We start from the raw sequence: 20,431 nt of genomic DNA, 5'->3' as shown, positions 1-20,431 counted from the left end.
GGGATACCCATCATGGCCAAGAACGATAAACTCAAAACCGCATCCGTGCTTGCTTTCGAGCGTAAACTGGACCCGTCCGATGCGCTGTTTTTCGCCGGGCAATGGTCGCGGCGCGACCAGGCTGGCGAATGGCCGGCGGTCACTATCCGGGAAAAGTCGGTTCGGGGGACCATATCTAATCGCTTGAAAACCAAGGATCAGGATCCGGCCAAGCTGGACGCCGCTATCGAGAATCCCAATCTACAAACCGTGGATGTGGCGGCCTTACCCAGCGAGGCCGATACCCTTATGGCTCGTTTCACCCTACGGGTGCTCAGCGGCGCCGGTAAGCCTTCGGCTTGTAATGACTCTGATTATCAGGCCAGGCTGTATCAGGCAGTACGGGGCTACGTTGCGGCGAACGGCTTTACTGAGCTCGCGAGCCGCTACGCCTATAATCTGGCGAATGGCCGCTTCCTGTGGCGCAATCGAGTGGGGGCCGAGCAGGTTGAAGTACAGGTGCGGTTAATGGAGCAAGGTAAGCCGGCTGAAATCTGGACCTTCGATGCACTTTCCCTGTCTCTGCGGGGGTTCGAACCTACCGAGGAGGCAAAAGCCTCTTTGCAGGCGCTAGCAGGGTGTATCACCGACGGGCTGTCGGGAAGTCGTCATGTGCTACTGGAAGTGGTGGCCTTCGCCCGCCTTGGAGCCGGACAAGAGGTGTTCCCTTCCCAGGAACTGATTCTCGATCGTGGACGTGGTGACAAGAGCAAAACGCTGTATCGAGTCGGTGAAACTGCTGGGATGCACTCCCAGAAGCTGGGTAATGCCATCCGTACCATCGATACCTGGTACCCCAAGGAGGAGGACGAGAACTTGGGACCCATCGCGGTGGAACCCTATGGGTCGGTGACGACCCAGGGCAAGGCTTGTCGCCAACCCAAGCAAAAAGCTGACTTTTACTCCCTTCTGGATAGCTGGATGCTAAAGGACCAGGCACCCACGGTGGAGCAGCAACATTTCGTGATGGCCATCCTGATTCGTGGCGGGGTGTTTGGAGACGCGGGGTGAGATATGGACCAGTATATTGATATCCGGATACTTCCCGATCCGGAGTTTACGTCGACCATTCTCATGGGGGCGTTGTACGGTAAATTACATCGCGCTTTGGTCAAGCTTCAGTCTGATGACATTGGTATCAGTTTCCCGGAGCACCAGCGGCGGCCGAAATCCCTGGGTGGTGTCTTGCGTCTGCATGGCAGTGCCGCGGCTCTGGATCATTTAATGAGTCAAGATTGTCTGGCCGGCATGCGTGACCATATCCAAATGACAGGGTTGGCTCCGGTGCCAGGCAATGCCAAGCATCGTGTGGTCCGGCGCCGCCAATTCAAGACCAATGCGGAACGTCTCCGGCGTCGCCGGGCGCGGCGTCACGAGGAAACTCTGGAACAGGCTCGGGAGCGAATCCCAGACACGGTGGAGCGCAAGGTTGATTTACCCTACGTGACGCTGCGTAGCCAGAGCACGGGGCAGCACTTCTGCCTGTTTATAGAGCACGGTGACTTGCAGGTACATCCGGTAACGGGCCGCTTCAGCCGCTACGGTCTCAGCCCTACCGCAACGATACCGTGGTTCTGACCCTTTTTTTGATTCCAATTAATACTTTCCTAAAATCAATAACTTACGTCACGCTCCAAAATTTGGGGTGTGGCGCTTCTTTTTAGCCTTGTTCTTTAAAAATCAGGGAGTTAGATTCGTTTGGTTCTAGTTCGCTGCCGCGCAGGCAGCTAAGAAATGTTTGACCACATTTCACGGGGGGGACTTCTTGTTCGCTGCCGCGCAGGCAGCTAAGAAACCGGTGTAACTCGAGGCGAAAACTGTAATGTCGTTCGCTGCCGCGCAGGCAGCTAAGAAATCGACCCCGGGGGGCCATAACCGTCGCAATGCGTTCGCTGCCGCGCAGGCAGCTAAGAAAGAGACTCCCCACGGCCCGCGCTTGAAGGCTCTGTTCGCTGCCGCGCAGGCAGCTAAGAAAGTTGCCGCTTCGGCATTAATCGCGTTGCCGTAGTTCGCTGCCGCGCAGGCAGCTAAGAAAATTACAGTTTCGATGAACGCCGTTGCCGCTTCGTTCGCTGCCGCGCAGGCAGCTAAGAAAAATTTGCAGCAGCGATGAAGGCCAAACTGACGGTTCGCTGCCGCGCAGGCAGCTAAGAAATTTCGTCAACATCGCCTGGCGCGATATGCCCGGTTCGCTGCCGCGCAGGCAGCTAAGAAAAAAGACGACTGAAGGCGCGCACTGCTGGATGAGTTCGCTGCCGCGCAGGCAGCTAAGAAATCGCGGAGCATCGTCGCAACATGCCGGACACGGTTCGCTGCCGCGCAGGCAGCTAAGAAAAAGCTGCACGTGTGGAGTTGGATCCTGACCCAGTTCGCTGCCGCGCAGGCAGCTAAGAAACGCGGGCGTAGTCATGAATGGCGGCCTGTATCGTTCGCTGCCGCGCAGGCAGCTAAGAAAAGGACGCAGCAGCCCCATACGCGCACGGGCCAGTTCGCTGCCGCGCAGGCAGCTAAGAAAACAACGGCGGCAGCCTCATTCAGCAGCGCCGAGTTCGCTGCCGCGCAGGCAGCTAAGAAAACGGTCAGCCCCCTGGTCAGCAACATCCCTGAGTTCGCTGCCGCGCAGGCAGCTAAGAAAAGCTCAGGAACATATAAATGGGCGATTATGGAGTTCGCTGCCGCGCAGGCAGCTAAGAAAGCGTCTTACCGTCCGATTCACGCTAAGTCATTGTTCGCTGCCGCGCAGGCAGCTAAGAAAACCCAGGACAATAACGCTGTTTTTGTTGAACGGTTCGCTGCCGCGCAGGCAGCTAAGAAAAGAGCCAGACGCCGCGCCTCGACCCTGAGCGCGTTCGCTGCCGCGCAGGCAGCTAAGAAATTCAGATCATCCGCTTGGGCCAGCTCTTCCTGGTTCGCTGCCGCGCAGGCAGCTAAGAAATATGTCGATCACATGAAGGCGGCTGGCAGGCGGTTCGCTGCCGCGCAGGCAGCTAAGAAATTTGAGTCGCGAACCAGAGGTCCCCAGGTGGTGTTCGCTGCCGCGCAGGCAGCTAAGAAAGATATCCGGCCTTTGAACCGAGCCGATAGCTCGTTCGCTGCCGCGCAGGCAGCTAAGAAAACTCTGCTGCGCTGTCAGCACTCAAGTCATCGGTTCGCTGCCGCGCAGGCAGCTAAGAAAGTTGTTACGCGCCCACCGGCGCAAGTTTGCCAGTTCGCTGCCGCGCAGGCAGCTAAGAAAAGATTGAGACGGCACTTCCCGGGTGACCACGAGGTTCGCTGCCGCGCAGGCAGCTAAGAAACTGCTGATCACGGTGACCATCGACGCCCCGGAGTTCGCTGCCGCGCAGGCAGCTAAGAAAAGGGGCGTGGGGGTGGCGAGTGATGTTGATACGTTCGCTGCCGCGCAGGCAGCTAAGAAATCTCGGTGCGGCACTATCGGATCGGGGCGCCAGTTCGCTGCCGCGCAGGCAGCTAAGAAAGCTTCCCGGCTACGCGACCGCATGAATGGAGGGTTCGCTGCCGCGCAGGCAGCTAAGAAACTCATATGGGGAAGCGGGGCGTCTGGCGGGGCGTTCGCTGCCGCGCAGGCAGCTAAGAAAAAAAATCAGAGCGACCGCCAGCATCAGGGCAAGTTCGCTGCCGCGCAGGCAGCTAAGAAACGATCCGACCGGAGTGAAACGGAGGCCTGCACGTTCGCTGCCGCGCAGGCAGCTAAGAAAGCAGTGCGGACAGGAGTTCTCCAGCTGATCGGGTTCGCTGCCGCGCAGGCAGCTAAGAAACGGTCGCGGGATCAATGCCGGCCTGGCCGCGTGTTCGCTGCCGCGCAGGCAGCTAAGAAAAAGGACATCGTCACTCAAGTCCCCACCATCGCGTTCGCTGCCGCGCAGGCAGCTAAGAAAGCAAAATGGTGTCTAGAGCAGGCTGGGCACAAGTTCGCTGCCGCGCAGGCAGCTAAGAAATTGGAACGAAGAGGCATTCACACAATGGCTGGGTTCGCTGCCGCGCAGGCAGCTAAGAAAGACTACCCCCGCGCCACCTGTTTTTGCAACATGTTCGCTGCCGCGCAGGCAGCTAAGAAATACGGGCGCATGCCGAACAGCACGGCCACCGGGTTCGCTGCCGCGCAGGCAGCTAAGAAAGAGCACGTATGGGGCCTGTCCGGAACACCGGCGTTCGCTGCCGCGCAGGCAGCTAAGAAAAATTGGCTTCCCGGTCGATGGCGCCAATGTCTGTTCGCTGCCGCGCAGGCAGCTAAGAAAAGCAGCCCATGCAGGCGATCAGCGATCTGATCGTTCGCTGCCGCGCAGGCAGCTAAGAAATCCCCTGACCGCGTGACCCCAGTCCCGCCCCCGTTCGCTGCCGCGCAGGCAGCTAAGAAATGATAGACGAGGGTAAGTCGCTGAATGATATGGTTCGCTGCCGCGCAGGCAGCTAAGAAATGCCCAGTGTGGACGTGAGATAAAATCGCAGCGTTCGCTGCCGCGCAGGCAGCTAAGAAATCACTATGGAAGCGACCCAGTCAGCCATTCTCGTTCGCTGCCGCGCAGGCAGCTAAGAAAAGAAATCTGACGGAGCAGACGGGGATAGAGACGTTCGCTGCCGCGCAGGCAGCTAAGAAATGATTCAGGTCCCGAGCCGCATCGTTGAATTTCGTTCGCTGCCGCGCAGGCAGCTAAGAAAACCACGAAGCCGAACAATTCGCCGCTTGGATCGTTCGCTGCCGCGCAGGCAGCTAAGAAAAGATTGGGTGACGGTATGTCGCGCTTGGCCATGTTCGCTGCCGCGCAGGCAGCTAAGAAATCTCTGTCGCTACGAATAGAATCCGCCAAATCGTTCGCTGCCGCGCAGGCAGCTAAGAAAATAAGTAGAACAGAATACCCAAGCTCTCTGAGGTTCGCTGCCGCGCAGGCAGCTAAGAAAAGGAGGAGGTCAGGCACACCGCCGACCTGGACGTTCGCTGCCGCGCAGGCAGCTAAGAAATTCTGGAACGCTTGGAGGCGCTGGAGAAAGGCGTTCGCTGCCGCGCAGGCAGCTAAGAAAACGTAGAACTTTCGGTCGGCACGGCCGTTATCGTTCGCTGCCGCGCAGGCAGCTAAGAAATGGCAGCCGGGAATATTTTCCTGACGGTTCAGGTTCGCTGCCGCGCAGGCAGCTAAGAAAACGCGGCGAATGAAGCGTTGCAGGCCCATGTCGTTCGCTGCCGCGCAGGCAGCTAAGAAACCTGGATCGCCAGGTTTTGCAGGCCGGTGTTCGTTCGCTGCCGCGCAGGCAGCTAAGAAAACCAGTCCATCGTCTTGGCGAACAATGGCCTGGTTCGCTGCCGCGCAGGCAGCTAAGAAAAGAGAAATCTACTGGAATATCTGATGGATGAGGTTCGCTGCCGCGCAGGCAGCTAAGAAATCTACGAGATCGGCGCCGAACATGTCCTTCGCGTTCGCTGCCGCGCAGGCAGCTAAGAAATGCTCGAAAGTCGCGTCCTTCGCGATAGTCGTGTTCGCTGCCGCGCAGGCAGCTAAGAAATGAACCGGATCGGTTTCCCCTTCTTATCAAGGGTTCGCTGCCGCGCAGGCAGGGAGAGAAGTGCAGGCCATGTTTATTGATAGTCATAAAGACGTCTGCTTTGAAGCAGGGGGTGAGTCAGGCCGCCAGGGAGGGGGGATCCTGAAGGCAAGAGTTGAGGCCGGTATCATTGCCCTTGGACCGCCCCCACAAGGCGATCTTGTGAGAGCGGTGAGGCAGAGTGCCTGATTAACGATACCGGGCCAGTTCCAGCCGGCCGATTTGATTGCGGTGGACTTCGTCGGGGCCGTCGGCCAGGCGCAGCATGCGGGCGTTGGCGTAGGCTTTGGCGAGGCCGAAGTCGTTGGTGACGCCGCCGCCGCCGTGGGCCTGGATGGCCCAGTCGATGACCCGGGCGGCCATGTTGGGGGCGGCCACTTTGATCATGGCGATTTCCTTGCGCGCCACTTTATTGCCGACGGTGTCCATCATATGGGCGGCGTTGAGCACCAGCAGCCGGGTCTGGTCGATGAGGATGCGGGATTCGGCGATGCGTTCCAGGGTCACGGTTTGTTCGGCCACCGGTTTGCCGAAGGCGACCCGTTCCTGGGTGCGTTTGCACATTTTCTCCAGCGCCCGTTCCGCCAGGCCGATCAGACGCATGCAGTGGTGAATGCGGCCGGGACCGAGGCGACCCTGGGCGATTTCAAAGCCGCGGCCCTCGCCCAGCAGCATGTTGCTGGCGGGGACGCGCACGTTTTCGAAACGGACTTCTCCGGTGACGTCCGGCGTGCCGGAAAAGCCGAACACGGGCAGGGGGCGGACCACGGTAATGCCCGGGGTATCCCGGGGCACCAGAATCATGGATTGCTGTTTGTGCCGGTTGGGGTTGTCCGGGTCGGTCTTGCCCATGAAGATGAAAATCTTGCAGCGCTCATCCGGCGATCCGGAAGAAAACCATTTGCGCCCGTTGATGACGTAGTCGTCACCGTCACGCACGATGGCGCTTTGGATATTGGTGGCGTCGGAGGAGGCCACGTCCGGTTCGGTCATGGCGAAGCAGGAGCGGATCTCGCCATCGAGCAGTGGTTGCAGCCATTGTTTTTGCTGTTCCGGCGTGCCGTAGCGGGCCAGCACTTCCATGTTGCCGGTGTCCGGTGCCGAGCAGTTGAACACTTCCGGCGCCCACATGACCCGTCCCATGATTTCGCACAAGGGGGCGTATTCCAGATTGGTGAGTCCGGCGCCGTGTTCTGACTCCGGTAGAAACAGGTTCCACAATCCGGCGGCGCGGGCTTTCGGTTTCAATTCCTCGATCACCTCCGGCCAGTAGTTACCGGCGGCGAGTTCTTCCTCGTAGCGCGCTTCGTTGGGGTAGATATGTTCGTCCATGAAGGCGTTGAGTTGGGCGATCAGGGTTTGTGTCTTTTCCGGGTAGGTGAAATCCATGGTGATTCTCAGCAGGGTTCGGTTTCGGAGTGGGCGAGGCGATCGCGCAAGGTGGTCTTCATCACTTTGCCGTTGGCGTTGCGCGGTAGCGGCTCCCGTTGCAGATGAACAAAATCGAGGACTTTGTAGTCGGCCAGACGTTGGGCACAGAAGCGGCGGAGCGTGTCGGCATCCAGGTCGCCGTCCTGACTGCTGACCACCGCCAGAATCTTTTCGCCAAGCACCGGGTCTGGCACGCCGATCACGGCGCACTCGGCCACGGCCGGGTGATAGGCGATGGCGTTTTCCACTTCGATGCAATAGATGTTGTAGCCGCCGCGAATAATCATGTCTTTCTTGCGATCAAAGATGCGCACATAGCCATCGGCGCTGATGTCACCGATGTCGCCGGAGCGCCAATAGCCGTCGACGAAATTCTCCGCGGTGCGTTCCGCATCCTGCCAGTAGCCGGGAACCACCACCGGACCGGAGATCCATAACTCCCCGGACTCCCCCGCCGGGCATTCCTGGCCCTGTTCGTCCATGATGCGGATATCCACGCCATCCAATACCCGTCCGATGCTGTCCAGGTGCCCCAGTTGTGCTTCCGGTGGCATGGCGGTGACGGCGGTGCAGGTTTCCGTGGCGCCGTAGGCATTCATTAACTGCAGGTGCGGCAACCGCTGGCCAAACTCGACGATGGTCGATTCCGGCATGGGGGCACCGCCGAATGCACCGACCCGCCAACTGCTCAGATCGAGCGTGTCGAAGTTGGCGCGCATCAGACACAGCTTGTACATGGCTGGAACCATGATGGTGCTGGTGGCGCTTTCATCGGCGACCAGTTGATTGAATTCGGCGGCGTCGAATTGCGGCATGATCAGAGTGCAGCCGGCCATGTGCGCCATGGTGAAGATGATGCCCATCAAACCAGTGACGTGGCTGCCGGGAACGGCCAGGATGGAGCGCTCGGCGAAGCGCAGATCCATGGCTTTTTCCCACAGTTTGACGGTATGAGCGATATTGAGGTGGGTCTGCATGGCGCCCTTGGGGCGGCCGGTGGTGCCGGAGGTGTAGAGCAGAACGGCGGTGTCTTCCTGTCCGGGTCGGGCCAGCGGCAGATTGGTGTCGGGGCCTTCAAGCAAAGGCTCGAAGGGGGAGGCGCCTTCGGCGTCGCCTCCGACCGAGAACAGCGCGGTCAGATCCCCGGTGGCGCCGCCGTCGTGCAGCCGCTGCACCAGGTCGGCTTCGGCGATAGCCACTTTGGGCGCGCAATCGGAAAAAATATAGCCGAGCCCGGCGCCTTGTTCACGGGCGTTCAGAGGAACCGCGATGGCGCCGAGCCAGAGCGCGCCATAAAGGCCGTACATCAACGCCGGGCCGTTGCGCAGCACCAGCGCCACCCGGTCCCCGGGACGCACGCCAAGTTCATGGAAGGCGGCCGCGACCCGCGAGGCCCGCCGTGCCAGTTGGCGGTAGCTGACGCGTTCGCCCTCGACCACGAAGGCATCGCCGTCGGGATTGCGCTCCAGGGCGGATTGCAGCATGGCCTGCACCGAGGTCGGCCGTTGCCGGAAACAGCGGATGACACGGTCACCGAAGTGCGTTTCGTAATGCGTGTCGAAGCGATTGCTGGGTTGGTTCACGCTGCTCTCCTCACGCCACTTCCAACCAGTCGCGGCGAATGTCATCCCGTGCCTGCATGTCCGCGGTGGAACCGGTGAAGACGATCTGGCCGTGTCCCATCACAAGCACGTGGCTGGCCACGCGCAAGGCCATGGTCATCTTCTGTTCCACCAGCAACACACCCACGCCGCGTTGGTGAATGTCACGGATTACGTCCATGACCACTTGCACGATCATTGGCGCCAGTCCCTCGGTGGGTTCATCCACCAGCAGCACCAGTGGATTGCCGAGCAGCGAACGGCAGATGGTGAGCATTTGTTGTTCGCCGCCGGACATGTAGCCGGCTTTCTGATTGCGGCGCTCGCGCAGGCGGGGGAAGTACTGGTACATATCCTCCGCCTGCCAGCGAGGGGCGCCTTCGGCGCCGGTCTGCATGCCCATCATCAGGTTCTCCTCCACGGTGAGGTTTGGGAAAACCTGGCGTTCCTCGGGGACATAACCGAGCCCGCGCCGGGCGATGACATGGGCCGGACGGCCGGCCAGATCCTCGCCGTTGAGCGCTACCTTGCCCTGGCTCGGCGGCACCAGACCCATCATCGCTTTCAAGGTGGTGGAGCGGCCGGCGCCGTTGCGCCCCAGCAAGGCGACGATGCGGGGTTCCGGCATGGTGAAACGCACGCCGTGCAGAATATGGCTCTTGCCGTAATAGGCGTGCAGATGGTCGATGTCCAACAGCATCAGTGTTCCTCCTCCTCGCCCAGGTAGGCGCTTTGCACCTCCTGATTAGAGCGAATCTCCTCGGGAGTGCCGGTGGCGAGAATGCGGCCGTAGACCAGCACCGAGATGCGGTCGCACAGTCCAAACACCACGCTCATGTCATGCTCCACCATCATCAATGTCTTGCCTTCGGTGACCTGGCGGATCAACTCCACCATGTAGGCGGTTTCGTCCCGGGACATGCCGGCGGTGGGTTCATCCAACAGGATTACTTCCGCGCCGGTGGCCAGGGTCATGCCGATCTCCAGCGCCCGTTGCTCCGAGTAGGTGAGATCCGAAGCCAGGTTGTCGGCACGGTGGTCCAGGCGCACTTGTTGCAGCAGAGCATGGGCTTCGTCATTGATGGCGCGCATCGGTTTGATTCGCCGATACAGGTTGAAGCGAATGCCGTGCCGGGCCATGACGCCGATGCGGATGTTTTCGAAGGCGCTCATGCGGCTGAACACATTGGTGATCTGAAACGACCGGGTCAGACCGCGACGGCTGATCTGCTCCGGCTTCAGACCGCTGATGCGCTGGCCGCGCAGATAGATCCGTCCGCCGCTGGGGCGGTGCTCTCCGGAGATCAGATTGAACAAGGTGGATTTGCCGGCGCCGTTGGGGCCGACCAGGGCGTGGCGTTCGCCTTGTTTGATGGTGAGGTCCACGCCGCGCATGATTTCCAGGCCGCCGAAGTGTTTTTGCAAGTCGTCAATAACCAGGACGTCGGGCTGCATTACGGTATCCATCAGTGGCCTCCTTCCATCAGTTCCCGCGGGGCGGCGGCGATGTCGCCATCGTCATCGTCGTCCTTATCCCATAACGTTTGGATGCGGGCGAAGGCGCGACGCAGCAGGTACAGACCGGGCACCAGCAACAGCACCGGGAACAGCCACGTGAAGGGATGGAACACCTGCCATTCCCGGGCGAACACCGTGTACGGCGCATATTCGCCGGTGCGGGCCACCGCCGCCGCGTACTCCCGGGACAGCACGATTTCCAGACTCTGCACCACGAACACGGTGGCGCAGGCGACCATTAAGCCGGCCAGGGTGGCGAGCGCGTACGGGGCGGCCAGCCGCTTCCAGGGCAAGGCATGGCGTTGTTCGATGTGAGCCTGGATGACGCCGCCGATACCCTTGGGCGCGAACAGCATCACCAGCACGAAGATGATGCCTTGATAAAGCATCCACGAATGGGTGACGCCCGAGACCACGAAAGTGAACAGTGACAGCACGCAGGCGCCGACGATCGGACCAAAGAAGATGGTGGAACCGCCAACGAAGGTATGCAGCACCACCAGGGCCGAGACCTGGGTGCTGAACACACTGTAGTTGGCGGTTTCGTTGGAGATTGCCATGAGGCTGCCGGCGACACCGGAGAACATGGCGGAGATGGCGAACACCACGATCTTGGTGCCGTGGGCGTTGAAGCCCATGAAGCGGATGCGCTGCTCGTTGTCGCGCAATGCCAGGGTGAGCCGTCCGAAAGGCGTGCGGGTGTAGGCGTAGAGCAGGCCGATGCAGATCACCACCCAGGACAGCGTCAGGTAATACACCTCCAGCGTGGAGCCGAAAGTGAAGCCGAGCGAGGGCATGCGCATGGACGATAATCCGGCTTCCCCGCCGAACATTTCATCCCAGTGCGGCGCCAGGGAGTGCAGCAGTTCCGCCAGGGCCAGGGTCACCAGCGCGAAATAGACGCCGGAACGCATGGTGGCGAAGAAGCCGGCCAGGGCGCCGCACAGCAGGCTGACGGCGGCACCGGCCAGCGGCAGCAGCACGGTGGGGAAGGGGATATCCCCGTATTCCACTGACTGCATCAGATGGATCACGGTGAAGGCGCCGACACCAAAATAGGCGGCGTGACCGAAGGACAACATGCCTCCCTGGCCCACCAGCAGATTGAAAGCGGCGGCGAACAGAGCGGCGATCAAGGCGTTGATCAAAGCGTATTGCCAGCCGGTACCGAGCAAGGGCGGCGCGATGATCAGCAGCGCCAGCAGAGCCAGGATGGCAATCAGGGCGTATCGCATCGTGGCCTCCTCAATTCTTTGAACCCATCAGGCCGGCTGGACGCACCAGCAGCACGATGAGCATCAACAGGAAGGGAACGGTGGCGGAAATCGAGGACAGCGGCATGGTCACCAGGCCGCCCAGACCGTTGGCCCAGTCACCCAGGCCGATCAAGCCGAACAGTGAAGCCAGCGACCAGTCCAGGCCCACCGCGAAGGAACTGAATACGCCGATCAGCAGCGAGGCGATCAGTGAGCCGGCCAGGGAGCCGAGGCCGCCCACCACCACCACCACGAAGACGATCACGCCCAGTTCCAGTGCCATGTTCGGATTGGTGGGGAAGAACGCGCCGGCCACCGCGCCGGACAGGCCGGCCAGGGCCGCGCCGGCGCCGAACACACCGAGAAACACCATGGGCACGTTATGCCCCAGCGCCCGCGCGGTGTCCGGCAGGCGTTCGGCGGCACGCACCACCATGCCCACCCGCGTGCGGGTCAACAGCACGAACAACACGATGAACATCAACAAAGCCACCAGGCCGATGAATACGCGATAGAACGGGTAGTCGGTGCCGAACAGATTGAAGATGGCGAAGTTGAGATAATCCGGGCGCTGATAATTCACCGGGAAGTCGCCGTAGAACAGCTTGATCAACTCCTCGAAGATGAATACTAGGCCGAAGGTCAGCAGCAGTTCGTGGGCGTGGCCATGAGCATGCACCCGGCGCAGCATGTAGCGCTCAATGAACATGCCGATGATGGCCACCAGCAGCGGGGCGACGATCAGCCCCACCCAGAAATTGAACAGGCCGGAAAGGGTGTAGGCGAAGTAGGCGCCCAGCATATAGAACGAAGCGTGGGCGAAGTTGAGTACGCCCATCATGCCGAAAATCAGCGTCAACCCGGCGGATACCATGAACAGAAGCATGCCGTAGATGACGCCGTTCAGCGTGGAGACGATCAGGAACTCCATGCGTCTCTCCCGATGTTGTTATCAGTATGGCGGCCGGCGCCCGCACGGACGCGGCCGCGGAATCGAAAACGGAGTCGTTTATTCGGGGCGCCGCATGCGGCAGCTGTCCTGGGCCGGGTAGATGGCGTCCTCGCCGGCCACGGTCTTGATCGGCTTGAAGCCCAGTTCGGTGCCGTCCACCGGGTACTTGACGTCACGGGCCACCTGGGACACGACGATCGGAATCACCGCCTGATGATCCGCTTTGCGCACATGCATGCCGCCCAGGCCGTTGTCGAAGGTGGTGTTTTCCATGGCCTTGGCGATCTCGTTGACATCGATATCGCCGCCGTCGAAATTCACTTTTTTCAGCGCTTCGGCGAACAGACCGACGCCGTTCAGCGTGGTCGGTTCAATGAACACCGGATAGTGGCCGGTGGCTTTTCTGTAGGCTTCGGTGCCGGCCTCGTCGAGAAGCTCTATGTTGCTACTGTGGGCCACGTAATGGCCCTCGGCCACATTGCCGGCGTTGGCCACATTGCCGGGCTGATCCATGAAGATGGTGCCGAAAGTGATATCCAGGTTGGCATCGCCCACCGCCTTCATCAGCAGCAGCAGGTCATTGGACCAGTTGCCGGTGATCACGGAATCCGGATTTTCCGATTTGATGCGGGCCACGAACGGAGAGAAGTCCTGGATCCGGTTCACCTCGTGGAGCACCTTGTCCACCACCTGATAGTCGAACCGGTCCGCGTTGTCGACGATGGCGGTTTCCATGTCGCGGCCCCAGGAGTAGTTCTGGTTGATGGAATAAACGCGTTTGCCGAGGTCGCCTTGTTCGGACATGACCTGCATCAGCGGGACGGTGCGATAGGGCGCGGTGGTGGTGAAGTGGAAGGCGTGGAAATGACACTTCTTGCCGCGCAGTTCCATGGCCTCGGCACCCACATTGATATAGATGATCGGATTGTCCGGGTTGCGGATGTTGTGCTTGCGCACATCTTCGGTGACCTGGCCACCAATCGCCGAGGACGCGCCCTGAATGATGACGTGGGCGCCGTCGGCCGCCGCTTCGCGGAACTTGGTGGCGGCACCGGAAGTGTCGCCGGCGTTGTCGTATTCCTTGACCTGGATTGCTTCGCCATTGAATCCGCCGTCGGCGTTGGCCTGGTCGATGACGTACTCGGCGGCGGTGGCGATCAGGCGGCCGGTGGAGGTTTGCGGGCCGGACAGGGATTCGATGATGGCGATTTTCAGAGGTTCGGCCTGAACCGCGGGGGAGATGACGCCCAGGGCGGTGATGGCGGCGGCCGTGGTGATCCAACGTGGCATGGTATGCCTCCTCAATGGTTGTTGTGTTTATACGCCGGGCCCGGTGGCGCGGCGGGTGGTGAGGTGTCGCGTTTGTCTGAAACTAGCCCATGGACTATTGTTGGTCAATATCGTAGGACAATGTTGCTGACAAAATTGGAAGGTGCGTGCCGGGCGAGGGCTCATTAGAATGCGCTGCCAGCCTGCTCCGGCCCCTGAAACAAGACGATCAAGGACTGTTTGCCATGCGCAGAGCCGAAGACACCGCCTCGCCGCCGCTGAGTTCACCGGATGCGGTGATCCAGGCTATTTGCAAAGGCATTGGCAGCGGCCGTTATGTGCCCGGGCAGCGCCTGGTGGAGGCGGATTTGACCCGCGAACTGGGAGTGAGCCGGGGCCCGGTGCGGGAAGCGCTGAAGCGGCTGGCGGCGGAGCGCATCATTACGCTGACCCGGCACAAGGGCGCCTACATCCGCTCGCTGAGCCGCGAAGAAGTACGCGACCTGTTGCAGAACATTGAGGTGTTGCTGGGCCTGGCGGCGCGTTTGGCGGCGCAGCGTATCGACCTGGCCGATCACCGCCGGCGTTTTGAAGAGGCCTTTGACGAACTGTTGGACCATCGCCGGCGTGGGTTGAGTTTTGCCTACCTGGAGCAGCGGGACCGCTTTTACGGTGTGATGATCGACATCGGCGGCAACCGGGAGTTACCGCGCATGCTGCCGGCGACCATGGTGCAGCTGTTGCGCCAGCAGTTTCAGTCCTACGATCAGTTCACCAACCCGCCGCGCCGTTTCCGTGAGTATCAGATCATGGGGGAGGCGATTCTGGCCGGTAATCCGAAACGGGCGGAGCGTTGCACCCGCCTGCACATCCGCAGTTCCCGGCTGGCGATTCAGAGCCTGCCGGACGCGGCGTTTTATGGAAACGGTGGTGGGCGCTAATCCGGATGGAGGTGCTGTATTCGCCGCCAGCCGCTTCCCACAGAGAGAGCGACGGAGCCGCTGTGGGAAGCTGCCTTGGCAGCGAATCAGCGTGAGTCCACGACCGTGGGGCGGTCTTCTCTGATCCCGTCGGCCACCGCGCCAGCGATATAGGCGTAGCCCCGGGCCGAGGGGTGATAGCCATCCTCGGCCAGAAGACCCTCGCCATCCACCAGTGGATAGACCAGATGGCGTACTCCGGGCAGTGCGCGGGCCAGATCCCGCTGTACCCGATCCAGTCCTTGGGCGCGCCAGCCGAGCAGATCCCGTAGCGGACGAGGCAGGGCGGTGAAACGCTGCATCGGTGGTACCGCCAATATATAGATGGGGAGGTCGGCGTTGTCGCTTCGCAGCGCGACAATCAAGTCGGACAGCGCTTGCCGGTAGGCATGGCGCCGGGTCAGGCTGGTGGTGTCGTTGACGCCCAGACTGATGATCGCGAGATCGGCCGGCGGCACGGAAACCAGATGTTCCAGCAGCCCGGCGGCGCGAATGCCGTTTATCCCCACGGTTTGCCAACCGACCGGCCGTCGAAAGCGGGCACTCAGCTGTTCCGCCAGATGGGCCGCCAGGCCTTGGTCATGGGTTTGCACGCCGACTCCCGCGGCGGTGGATTCGCCCACCACCAGCAGACGCAGGATAGGCCCTTCATCGCCGCAGAGGCCATGGGGTTCGCCGCCGGCCTCCGGCAGGCGTGGCGTGGTGGCTCGGGTTCGCCTCGCCTGCCACAGCAGCCAGGGGGACAACAGCAGCAGCGCCAGCCAGAAACGGATCATGATTGCTCCATGAAGAGTCAGCCCGCGAACATGGATTTGGCCAACGGCAGGGCGCGCGCGCCGCCCACCGAAATGGCGGTGACCAGCCCGGCGATCATGGCCCCGGCGACGCCACAGGTGAGCACGTCCTGGCCAGTGAGATAGAGGCCGGGAATGGTGGTCTTGGGGCGCAGCCATTGTTGCTCGAACCGGTTCGGATCGTGGTTGAGGCCGTAGATCTCACCACTGGGGTAGCGGCAGAAATAAGCGGTGGAAAGCGGCGTGGAGAGCTCGTGGTAGTCGAGGTGCTCCCGCAGGTGCGGCATTTTCTCGAACAGTTTTTCCAGCAACCGTTGTGAGAACGCTTCCTTGAACGCTTCGTAATCGTCGCCCCGTTTGCCCCAGGGTGTGCCGTCCCAGGCCTGGAACCACTGATAAGGGGCGGCGGCGACAATCTCGATGGTGGCGCGCCCCGGATAGCGTTCGCTGAAGCTCGGATCCTTGGCACTGGGAAAGGAAATATAAGTCAGCGGAATATCGTGATCATCGGGGGCCGCCAGGGCTTGCTCCAGTTGCCGCTGATAGTCGCTGTCCGGGTAAATCCAGAAATTGGTTTTCGGCAGTCCCAGGGTGGTGGCGTCGGCGTTGAGGCCCACGTACAGGCAGGCGCTGGCCATGGAACGTTCCACCCGGGTCAGCCGGTCCAGATAGTCCTGGCGTTGTGCGCAGGTCTCCGGCAACAGGTTCTGGAAGGTGTTGAAGACGCCGGCGTCACTGATGATCACCGGCGCGGAAACCACATTACCGTCCGCCAGCCTCAGGCCGGTGGCGCGGCTGTTCTCGACAATGATTTCCTTTACGTCGGCATAGGTGAACACGTCGCCGCCGCCCTGCTGGATCACCGGGATAATGGTTGTGGCCATGGCGGAGGCGCCGCCCACCGGATAGAAGCCGCCATACAAGTAGTGACGGGCGATGATGGCGTGGATCAGAAAACTGGACTGTTCCGGTGGCAGGCCGTTGTCACCCCACTGGCCGGTGAGCACCGCGATCAGTTCGCGATTGTCGGTCAGCTCACCCAGCACGTCGGCGGTGGGCCGGTTCAGTTTGCCGGCCTCGGTGACGCTCAATCCCTTGGCCAGCAATTTGCCGACGGCGCCGGGCAGCACCTTGGCGGTGGTCAGCACCTGAATCGCGGTGGCGGCCTTGGCGGTGAGCTTCATGTAGCGGTCGATGGCGTCGTGGTCGTCCGGGAACGCCCGCTTCAGCGTCTCGACGAAGGCCTTGGGGCCGGCCATCAGATCGTACTGCCGGTCGCCCAGGTGGATACGATCGTAGCAGGGATCCATCGGCGCCCATTGCAATTGACCGTCAGTGATGTGGTCGAACAGCCGCTTCGCCAGAGTGTGATCCTTGCCCACGTCACCGATGTAATGGACGCCCACGTCCCATTCGTAGCCGTTGCGTTCGTAGGCGTGGGTAAAACCGCCGGCGGTGTAGTGTTGTTCGAACACCGCGACCTTCTTGCCGAGCCTGCTCAGGCAGGCGGCGGCGCTGAGGCCGCCGATGCCGGAACCAATGACCAGGGCATCGTAAGGGCCTTGCAGGCGGTTGGCGCGGTAGCGTCGGCCAATTCGCAGGGTGCTGGGAGTGGGCATGGCACGCTCCTTCAGGGCTGGTGTCGGGGGTTATTGTTATCGTCGGAAGGCGGGCCGCCGGGTAGCAGCAGCCGGGTGACCAGCGCCGCCAGGCCCGGGGCCTGTTGCTCGTCGGGCAGGTGACCGTCGATGGTCAGTTCGGCGAAACCGTGCACCAGGGACCAGGCGGCGGCGGCCAGAGGGCCGGCCGGCTGGCCGTTCAGGTAGTCGGCGGCGAGCGCGTCGTCAATGCTTTTCTGCAATACAGCGAAGGCGCCGAGACCAGCGGTGTCCAGGTCCGGATGGGCGCCACGCGGCAGCAGTTGGCCGCCGAACATCAGCCGATACAGGTTGGGTCGGGCCTGGGCGAAGGCGATGTAGGCCTGGCCGATGCCGGTGAGCCGTTCCAGGGCGTCGTCCCGCTGAACCGCCAGCAGTTGTTGACGCAGCTTCAGGAACCCGTGCTCGGCCAGTGCGGCAAGCAGGCTGTCGCGATTGCGGAAATGCCGGTACAGCGCCGGCGCGGTCACCCGCAGGCGGCGCGCCAGGGCACGTAAAGTGACCGCCGCCGCGCCTTCCTCGTGAAGGAGGGCCTGCGCCTGTTCCAGCGCCTGACGGTACAAGTCGCCGTGGTGATAGGTGGAGGACATGCTGATCCCGATGTCGTGTTAACGGCGTTAACATTGCGCCGATAACAAGGGAGTCGTCAAGAGGGGCTTGGAAACATATACAGGGGGTGGCTACCAGGCCGCCACGCCAGCGTGCCATTCGCCAGCAGGCTGGCTCCCACAGATAATGCTACACAACCGCTGTGGGGAGCTTGCTTGCAAGCGAATGGGCAACGGCCCGGGGGCATTCGCGGCCAAGGCCGCTTCCCACAGCAATGGACCACGAAGCCGCTTTGCGAATTGCCCGAGCGCAGTTCGCGCGTCAGGGCGCCGGATAAGGGAAGCGGGTATGAATCGCTTCGATCTCCTTTTCCAGCTCGTCATTCCAGCTCACGTTGACGCTGTCCAGGTTTTCCCGGAGCTGCTCCAGGGTGGTGGCGCCGATGATGTTGCTGGTGACGAACGGGCGGGTGGTGACGAACTGCAGCGCCAGTTGGGTGGGGCTGACCCCGTGCCGTTCCGCCAATTGGCAGTAAGCCTCGGTGGCGGCGATGGACTGGTCGTTGGTATAGCGGGAGAAGTGCTTGAACAGCGTCAGCCGGCCTTTTTCCGGCCACTGGCCGTTACGGTATTTGCCGCTGAGCAGGCCGAAGGCCAGTGGCGAGTAGGCCAGCAGGCCAACGCCTTCGCGGTGTGCCACCTCGGCCAGGCCGACCTCGAAGCTGCGGTTGAGCAGGGAATAGGGGTTCTGGATCGAAACCGGACGCTCCAGGCCGATCTTTTCCGCCTCGTGGATAAAGGTCATGGTGCCCCAGGGGGTTTCATTGGACAGCCCCCAGTGGCGGATCTTGCCAGCGTCCACCAGTGTCTTCAGGCCGGCCACGGTTTCCGCGATCGGCACCGCCTGGTTGTCCTCGCGATGCTTGTAGCCGAGACGGCCGAAATAGTTGGTGGGGCGCTCCGGCCAGTGCAGTTGATAGACGTCGATGACGTCGGTTTGCAGGCGCTTGAGACTGCCTTCCACCGCTTCTTGCAGGCTGGCCGGGCTCAGGCGCGGGCCACCACGGATATGTTTGACATAGTCACCGGGGCCGGCGGCCTTGGTGGCCAGCACCACCTTGTCGCGGTTGCCGGTGCGGGCGAACCACTCGCCGATGATGGTCTCGGTGCGGAAAGAGGTTTCCGGGCTGGCCGGAACCGCGTACATTTCCGCCGTATCGAAGAAATTGATCCCGTGGTCGAGGGCCAGGTCCATCTGCGCGAAGCCGTCCTCGGCGGTGTTCTGGTTGCCCCAGGTCATGGTGCCCAGGCACAGGCTGCTGACTTTCAACTCGGTGTGGCCGAGAAAGCGGTATTCCATGGTGGCTCCTTACGTCTGTCCGGGTCTGTCCGGGCGGCTTTTCAGGTGTCTTTTCAGGCAAGAACGAGTCAGCTGACTATACCCAACAATTTCCCGTTTTCCGTGCTTGTCTTTACTCGGGCGCTTCAGTACAATTCGTGCCCTCTTGCCCGGCGGGCTTAACGTCGGCGGGTTCTTGGAACCCGTAAGCATCTGAATTTAGGGCACAAATTTTTAGGGAAGACTCCCATGAAGACCTTCAGCGCGAAACCGGAAAGCGTAAAGCGCGACTGGTATGTGGTAGACGCCTCCGGCAAAACGCTGGGTCGGCTGGCTACAGAAATCGCCAGTCGTCTGCGCGGTAAACACAAGCCGGAATTCACTCCGCATGTGGACACCGGCGACTATATCGTGGTGATCAACGCCGAGAAAGTGGCGGTTACCGGCAAAAAAGCCAGTAACAAGATGTATTATCGTCATACCGGCTATCCGGGCGGCATCAAGGAAGCCAACTTCGAAACCCTGATCGGCAGCAAGCCGCAACTGGTTATCGAAAAGGCCGTGAAGGGCATGTTGCCGCGTACCCCGCTGGGTCGCGCCATGTTCAGCAAACTCAAAGTCTACGCCGGCGCCGAGCATCCTCATGCTGCTCAGCAGCCGCAGCAGCTGGAAATCTAAGGGGTTAGTCGATGGCAACTGCAAACGCCGATTACGGAACCGGTCGTCGTAAAACCGCCGCCGCACGCGTTTTCCTGCGCCCCGGCAGCGGTAACATCACCGTTAACGGTCGTCCGCTGGATCAGTTCTTCGGTCGTGAGACCAACCGCATGGTGGTGCGTCAGCCGCTGGAGCTGGTGAACATGACTGACCGTTTCGACGTCTACGTGACCGTGAAAGGCGGTGGCAACAACGGCCAGGCCGGTGCCATTCGTCACGGCATCACCCGTGCTCTGATGGAGTACGACGGTGAAATGCGCGGTGCTCTGCGCCGTGCCGGCTACGTCACCCGTGACGCCCGTGAGGTCGAGCGTAAGAAAGTGGGTCTGCACAAAGCGCGTAAGCGTCCGCAGTACTCCAAGCGTTAATCGGCACCGCCGAATACCGCTCACGCTTGCGAAAAGCCCGGCATTGCCGGGCTTTTTTGCGTTCAAATCAGGGGTTTACCGGCCGCCTCTCCCCGGAATAACCGGTTGTAAGATGTGGGTTTTTTCTTTACCATTTCGGCCGCCTTACTCCGCCTGAAGCGTGAGCTCTGACCTCTCGTCCCGGTCCGGGACATCTTTGCCTGATCTGGGTCATTCCTACGCTCCGACGGAGCCCGCTTTCGTTCGATTTGATCCGCCATTGTCGGCATCATTCGTCCTGCGGGATTTAAATAACAAACCGGTTCGGTGTTGCCGTTTCTCACACCTTGTCCGTCCGGATCCGGGCCCGTGCCCCTGTCCGGCGAAACATCGGTGTGTGCCATGCCCTGGTGGCGTGGTTGGCGT

General features: G+C 61.3%; 16 protein-coding genes and 1 CRISPR repeat array. Of the genes, 5 read left to right on the top strand and 11 right to left on the bottom strand.

Annotation, left to right across the window (positions count from 1 at the left end; all coding sequences use genetic code 11):
• The first annotated feature begins 12 nt into the window (after positions 1 to 12).
• Both csy3 and cas6f read left to right on the top strand, forming a co-directional pair.
• Positions 13 to 1,050, top strand: a complete 1,038-nt coding sequence (csy3, locus tag E0L37_RS09585; RefSeq protein WP_133491510.1) for a type I-F CRISPR-associated protein Csy3 — start codon at positions 13 to 15, stop codon at positions 1,048 to 1,050.
• A gap of 3 nt (positions 1,051 to 1,053) precedes the next feature.
• On the top strand, positions 1,054 to 1,617 hold the full coding sequence (gene cas6f / locus E0L37_RS09580; protein WP_133491509.1) for a type I-F CRISPR-associated endoribonuclease Cas6/Csy4: 564 nt from the start codon (positions 1,054 to 1,056) through the stop codon (positions 1,615 to 1,617).
• Between the two features lie 129 nt (positions 1,618 to 1,746).
• Positions 1,747 to 5,616: direct repeats of the CRISPR family, unit length 28 nt; unit sequence GTTCGCTGCCGCGCAGGCAGCTAAGAAA.
• 168 nt (positions 5,617 to 5,784) lie between these two features.
• On the opposite strand, the gene E0L37_RS09575 is transcribed toward cas6f, so the two are convergent.
• From E0L37_RS09575 to E0L37_RS09545, 7 genes are all read right to left on the bottom strand, one after another.
• Positions 5,785 to 6,984, bottom strand: coding sequence for an acyl-CoA dehydrogenase family protein (locus E0L37_RS09575; protein WP_133491508.1), 1,200 nt, complete (start codon positions 6,982 to 6,984; stop codon positions 5,785 to 5,787).
• An 8-nt stretch (positions 6,985 to 6,992) separates the two neighbouring features.
• Positions 6,993 to 8,609, bottom strand: coding sequence for a class I adenylate-forming enzyme family protein (locus E0L37_RS09570; RefSeq protein ID WP_133491507.1), 1,617 nt, complete (start codon positions 8,607 to 8,609; stop codon positions 6,993 to 6,995).
• A gap of 10 nt (positions 8,610 to 8,619) precedes the next feature.
• A complete protein-coding gene (locus tag E0L37_RS09565; protein ID WP_022996233.1) occupies positions 8,620 to 9,327 on the bottom strand; it encodes an ABC transporter ATP-binding protein in 708 nt (235 codons plus the stop codon).
• Positions 9,327 to 10,094, bottom strand: a complete 768-nt coding sequence (locus E0L37_RS09560) for an ABC transporter ATP-binding protein (RefSeq protein ID WP_205655596.1) — start codon at positions 10,092 to 10,094, stop codon at positions 9,327 to 9,329. Before E0L37_RS09560 ends, E0L37_RS09565 begins: the two co-directional genes overlap by 1 nt.
• Entirely contained in the window at positions 10,094 to 11,380 is a 1,287-nt protein-coding gene (locus E0L37_RS09555; RefSeq protein ID WP_133491506.1) for a branched-chain amino acid ABC transporter permease, read from the bottom strand. The genes E0L37_RS09560 and E0L37_RS09555 overlap by 1 nt, the downstream gene beginning before the upstream one ends.
• 10 nt (positions 11,381 to 11,390) lie before the next feature.
• On the bottom strand, positions 11,391 to 12,332 hold the full coding sequence (locus E0L37_RS09550; RefSeq protein ID WP_133491505.1) for a branched-chain amino acid ABC transporter permease: 942 nt from the start codon (positions 12,330 to 12,332) through the stop codon (positions 11,391 to 11,393).
• A gap of 78 nt (positions 12,333 to 12,410) precedes the next feature.
• Positions 12,411 to 13,643, bottom strand: coding sequence for a branched-chain amino acid ABC transporter substrate-binding protein (locus tag E0L37_RS09545; protein ID WP_133491504.1), 1,233 nt, complete (start codon positions 13,641 to 13,643; stop codon positions 12,411 to 12,413).
• A 224-nt stretch (positions 13,644 to 13,867) separates the two neighbouring features.
• On the opposite strand from E0L37_RS09545, the gene E0L37_RS09540 reads away from it, so the two are divergent.
• On the top strand, positions 13,868 to 14,563 hold the full coding sequence (locus E0L37_RS09540) for a GntR family transcriptional regulator (RefSeq protein ID WP_133491503.1): 696 nt from the start codon (positions 13,868 to 13,870) through the stop codon (positions 14,561 to 14,563).
• Between the two features lie 86 nt (positions 14,564 to 14,649).
• Here E0L37_RS09540 and E0L37_RS09535 read toward each other — a convergent pair whose 3' ends face one another.
• The 4 genes from E0L37_RS09535 to E0L37_RS09520 all read right to left on the bottom strand — a co-directional run bounded on the left by E0L37_RS09535 (position 14,650) and on the right by E0L37_RS09520 (position 18,962).
• Positions 14,650 to 15,378 carry an SGNH/GDSL hydrolase family protein gene (locus E0L37_RS09535; RefSeq protein ID WP_133491502.1) on the bottom strand — a complete coding sequence of 243 codons (729 nt, stop codon included), beginning with the start codon at positions 15,376 to 15,378 and terminating at the stop codon, positions 14,650 to 14,652.
• A gap of 17 nt (positions 15,379 to 15,395) precedes the next feature.
• Positions 15,396 to 17,015, bottom strand: coding sequence for an NAD(P)/FAD-dependent oxidoreductase (locus E0L37_RS09530; protein ID WP_133491501.1), 1,620 nt, complete (start codon positions 17,013 to 17,015; stop codon positions 15,396 to 15,398).
• 11 nt (positions 17,016 to 17,026) lie between these two features.
• Positions 17,027 to 17,644: a TetR/AcrR family transcriptional regulator gene (locus E0L37_RS09525; protein WP_133491500.1), complete on the bottom strand. Its 618-nt coding sequence runs from the start codon at positions 17,642 to 17,644 to the stop codon at positions 17,027 to 17,029.
• A 280-nt stretch (positions 17,645 to 17,924) separates the two neighbouring features.
• On the bottom strand, positions 17,925 to 18,962 hold the full coding sequence (locus E0L37_RS09520) for an NADP(H)-dependent aldo-keto reductase (RefSeq protein ID WP_133491499.1): 1,038 nt from the start codon (positions 18,960 to 18,962) through the stop codon (positions 17,925 to 17,927).
• 228 nt (positions 18,963 to 19,190) lie between these two features.
• On the opposite strand from E0L37_RS09520, the gene rplM reads away from it, so the two are divergent.
• Both rplM and rpsI read left to right on the top strand, forming a co-directional pair.
• A complete protein-coding gene (gene rplM / locus E0L37_RS09515; protein ID WP_022996223.1) occupies positions 19,191 to 19,619 on the top strand; it encodes a 50S ribosomal protein L13 in 429 nt (142 codons plus the stop codon).
• Between the two features lie 11 nt (positions 19,620 to 19,630).
• Positions 19,631 to 20,026 carry a 30S ribosomal protein S9 gene (gene rpsI / locus E0L37_RS09510; protein WP_022996222.1) on the top strand — a complete coding sequence of 132 codons (396 nt, stop codon included), beginning with the start codon at positions 19,631 to 19,633 and terminating at the stop codon, positions 20,024 to 20,026.
• Positions 20,027 to 20,431 lie beyond the last annotated feature (405 nt).

This window comes from Alcanivorax sp. 24 (assembly GCF_004360225.1).
GTDB classification, from domain to species: domain Bacteria; phylum Pseudomonadota; class Gammaproteobacteria; order Pseudomonadales; family Alcanivoracaceae; genus Alloalcanivorax; species Alloalcanivorax xiamenensis.
The sequence above is the reverse complement of the archived record's forward strand: the minus strand, read 5'-3'. Positions and strand labels throughout refer to the sequence as shown.

Bases quoted from the DNA above. Each gene is read 5' to 3' on its own strand.
- csy3 (WP_133491510.1), top strand. From the start codon at position 13: ATGGCCAAGAACGATAAACTCAAAACCGCATCCGTGCTTGCTTTCGAG.
- cas6f (WP_133491509.1), top strand. From the start codon at position 1,054: ATGGACCAGTATATTGATATCCGGATACTTCCCGATCCGGAGTTTACG.
- E0L37_RS09575 (WP_133491508.1), bottom strand. From the start codon at position 6,984: ATGGATTTCACCTACCCGGAAAAGACACAAACCCTGATCGCCCAACTC.
- E0L37_RS09565 (WP_022996233.1), bottom strand. From the start codon at position 9,327: ATGCTGTTGGACATCGACCATCTGCACGCCTATTACGGCAAGAGCCAT.
- E0L37_RS09560 (WP_205655596.1), bottom strand. From the start codon at position 10,094: ATGGATACCGTAATGCAGCCCGACGTCCTGGTTATTGACGACTTGCAA.
- E0L37_RS09555 (WP_133491506.1), bottom strand. From the start codon at position 11,380: ATGCGATACGCCCTGATTGCCATCCTGGCTCTGCTGGCGCTGCTGATC.
- E0L37_RS09550 (WP_133491505.1), bottom strand. From the start codon at position 12,332: ATGGAGTTCCTGATCGTCTCCACGCTGAACGGCGTCATCTACGGCATG.
- E0L37_RS09545 (WP_133491504.1), bottom strand. From the start codon at position 13,643: ATGCCACGTTGGATCACCACGGCCGCCGCCATCACCGCCCTGGGCGTC.
- E0L37_RS09540 (WP_133491503.1), top strand. From the start codon at position 13,868: ATGCGCAGAGCCGAAGACACCGCCTCGCCGCCGCTGAGTTCACCGGAT.
- E0L37_RS09535 (WP_133491502.1), bottom strand. From the start codon at position 15,378: ATGATCCGTTTCTGGCTGGCGCTGCTGCTGTTGTCCCCCTGGCTGCTG.
- E0L37_RS09530 (WP_133491501.1), bottom strand. From the start codon at position 17,015: ATGCCCACTCCCAGCACCCTGCGAATTGGCCGACGCTACCGCGCCAAC.
- E0L37_RS09525 (WP_133491500.1), bottom strand. From the start codon at position 17,644: ATGTCCTCCACCTATCACCACGGCGACTTGTACCGTCAGGCGCTGGAA.
- E0L37_RS09520 (WP_133491499.1), bottom strand. From the start codon at position 18,962: ATGGAATACCGCTTTCTCGGCCACACCGAGTTGAAAGTCAGCAGCCTG.
- rplM (WP_022996223.1), top strand. From the start codon at position 19,191: ATGAAGACCTTCAGCGCGAAACCGGAAAGCGTAAAGCGCGACTGGTAT.
- rpsI (WP_022996222.1), top strand. From the start codon at position 19,631: ATGGCAACTGCAAACGCCGATTACGGAACCGGTCGTCGTAAAACCGCC.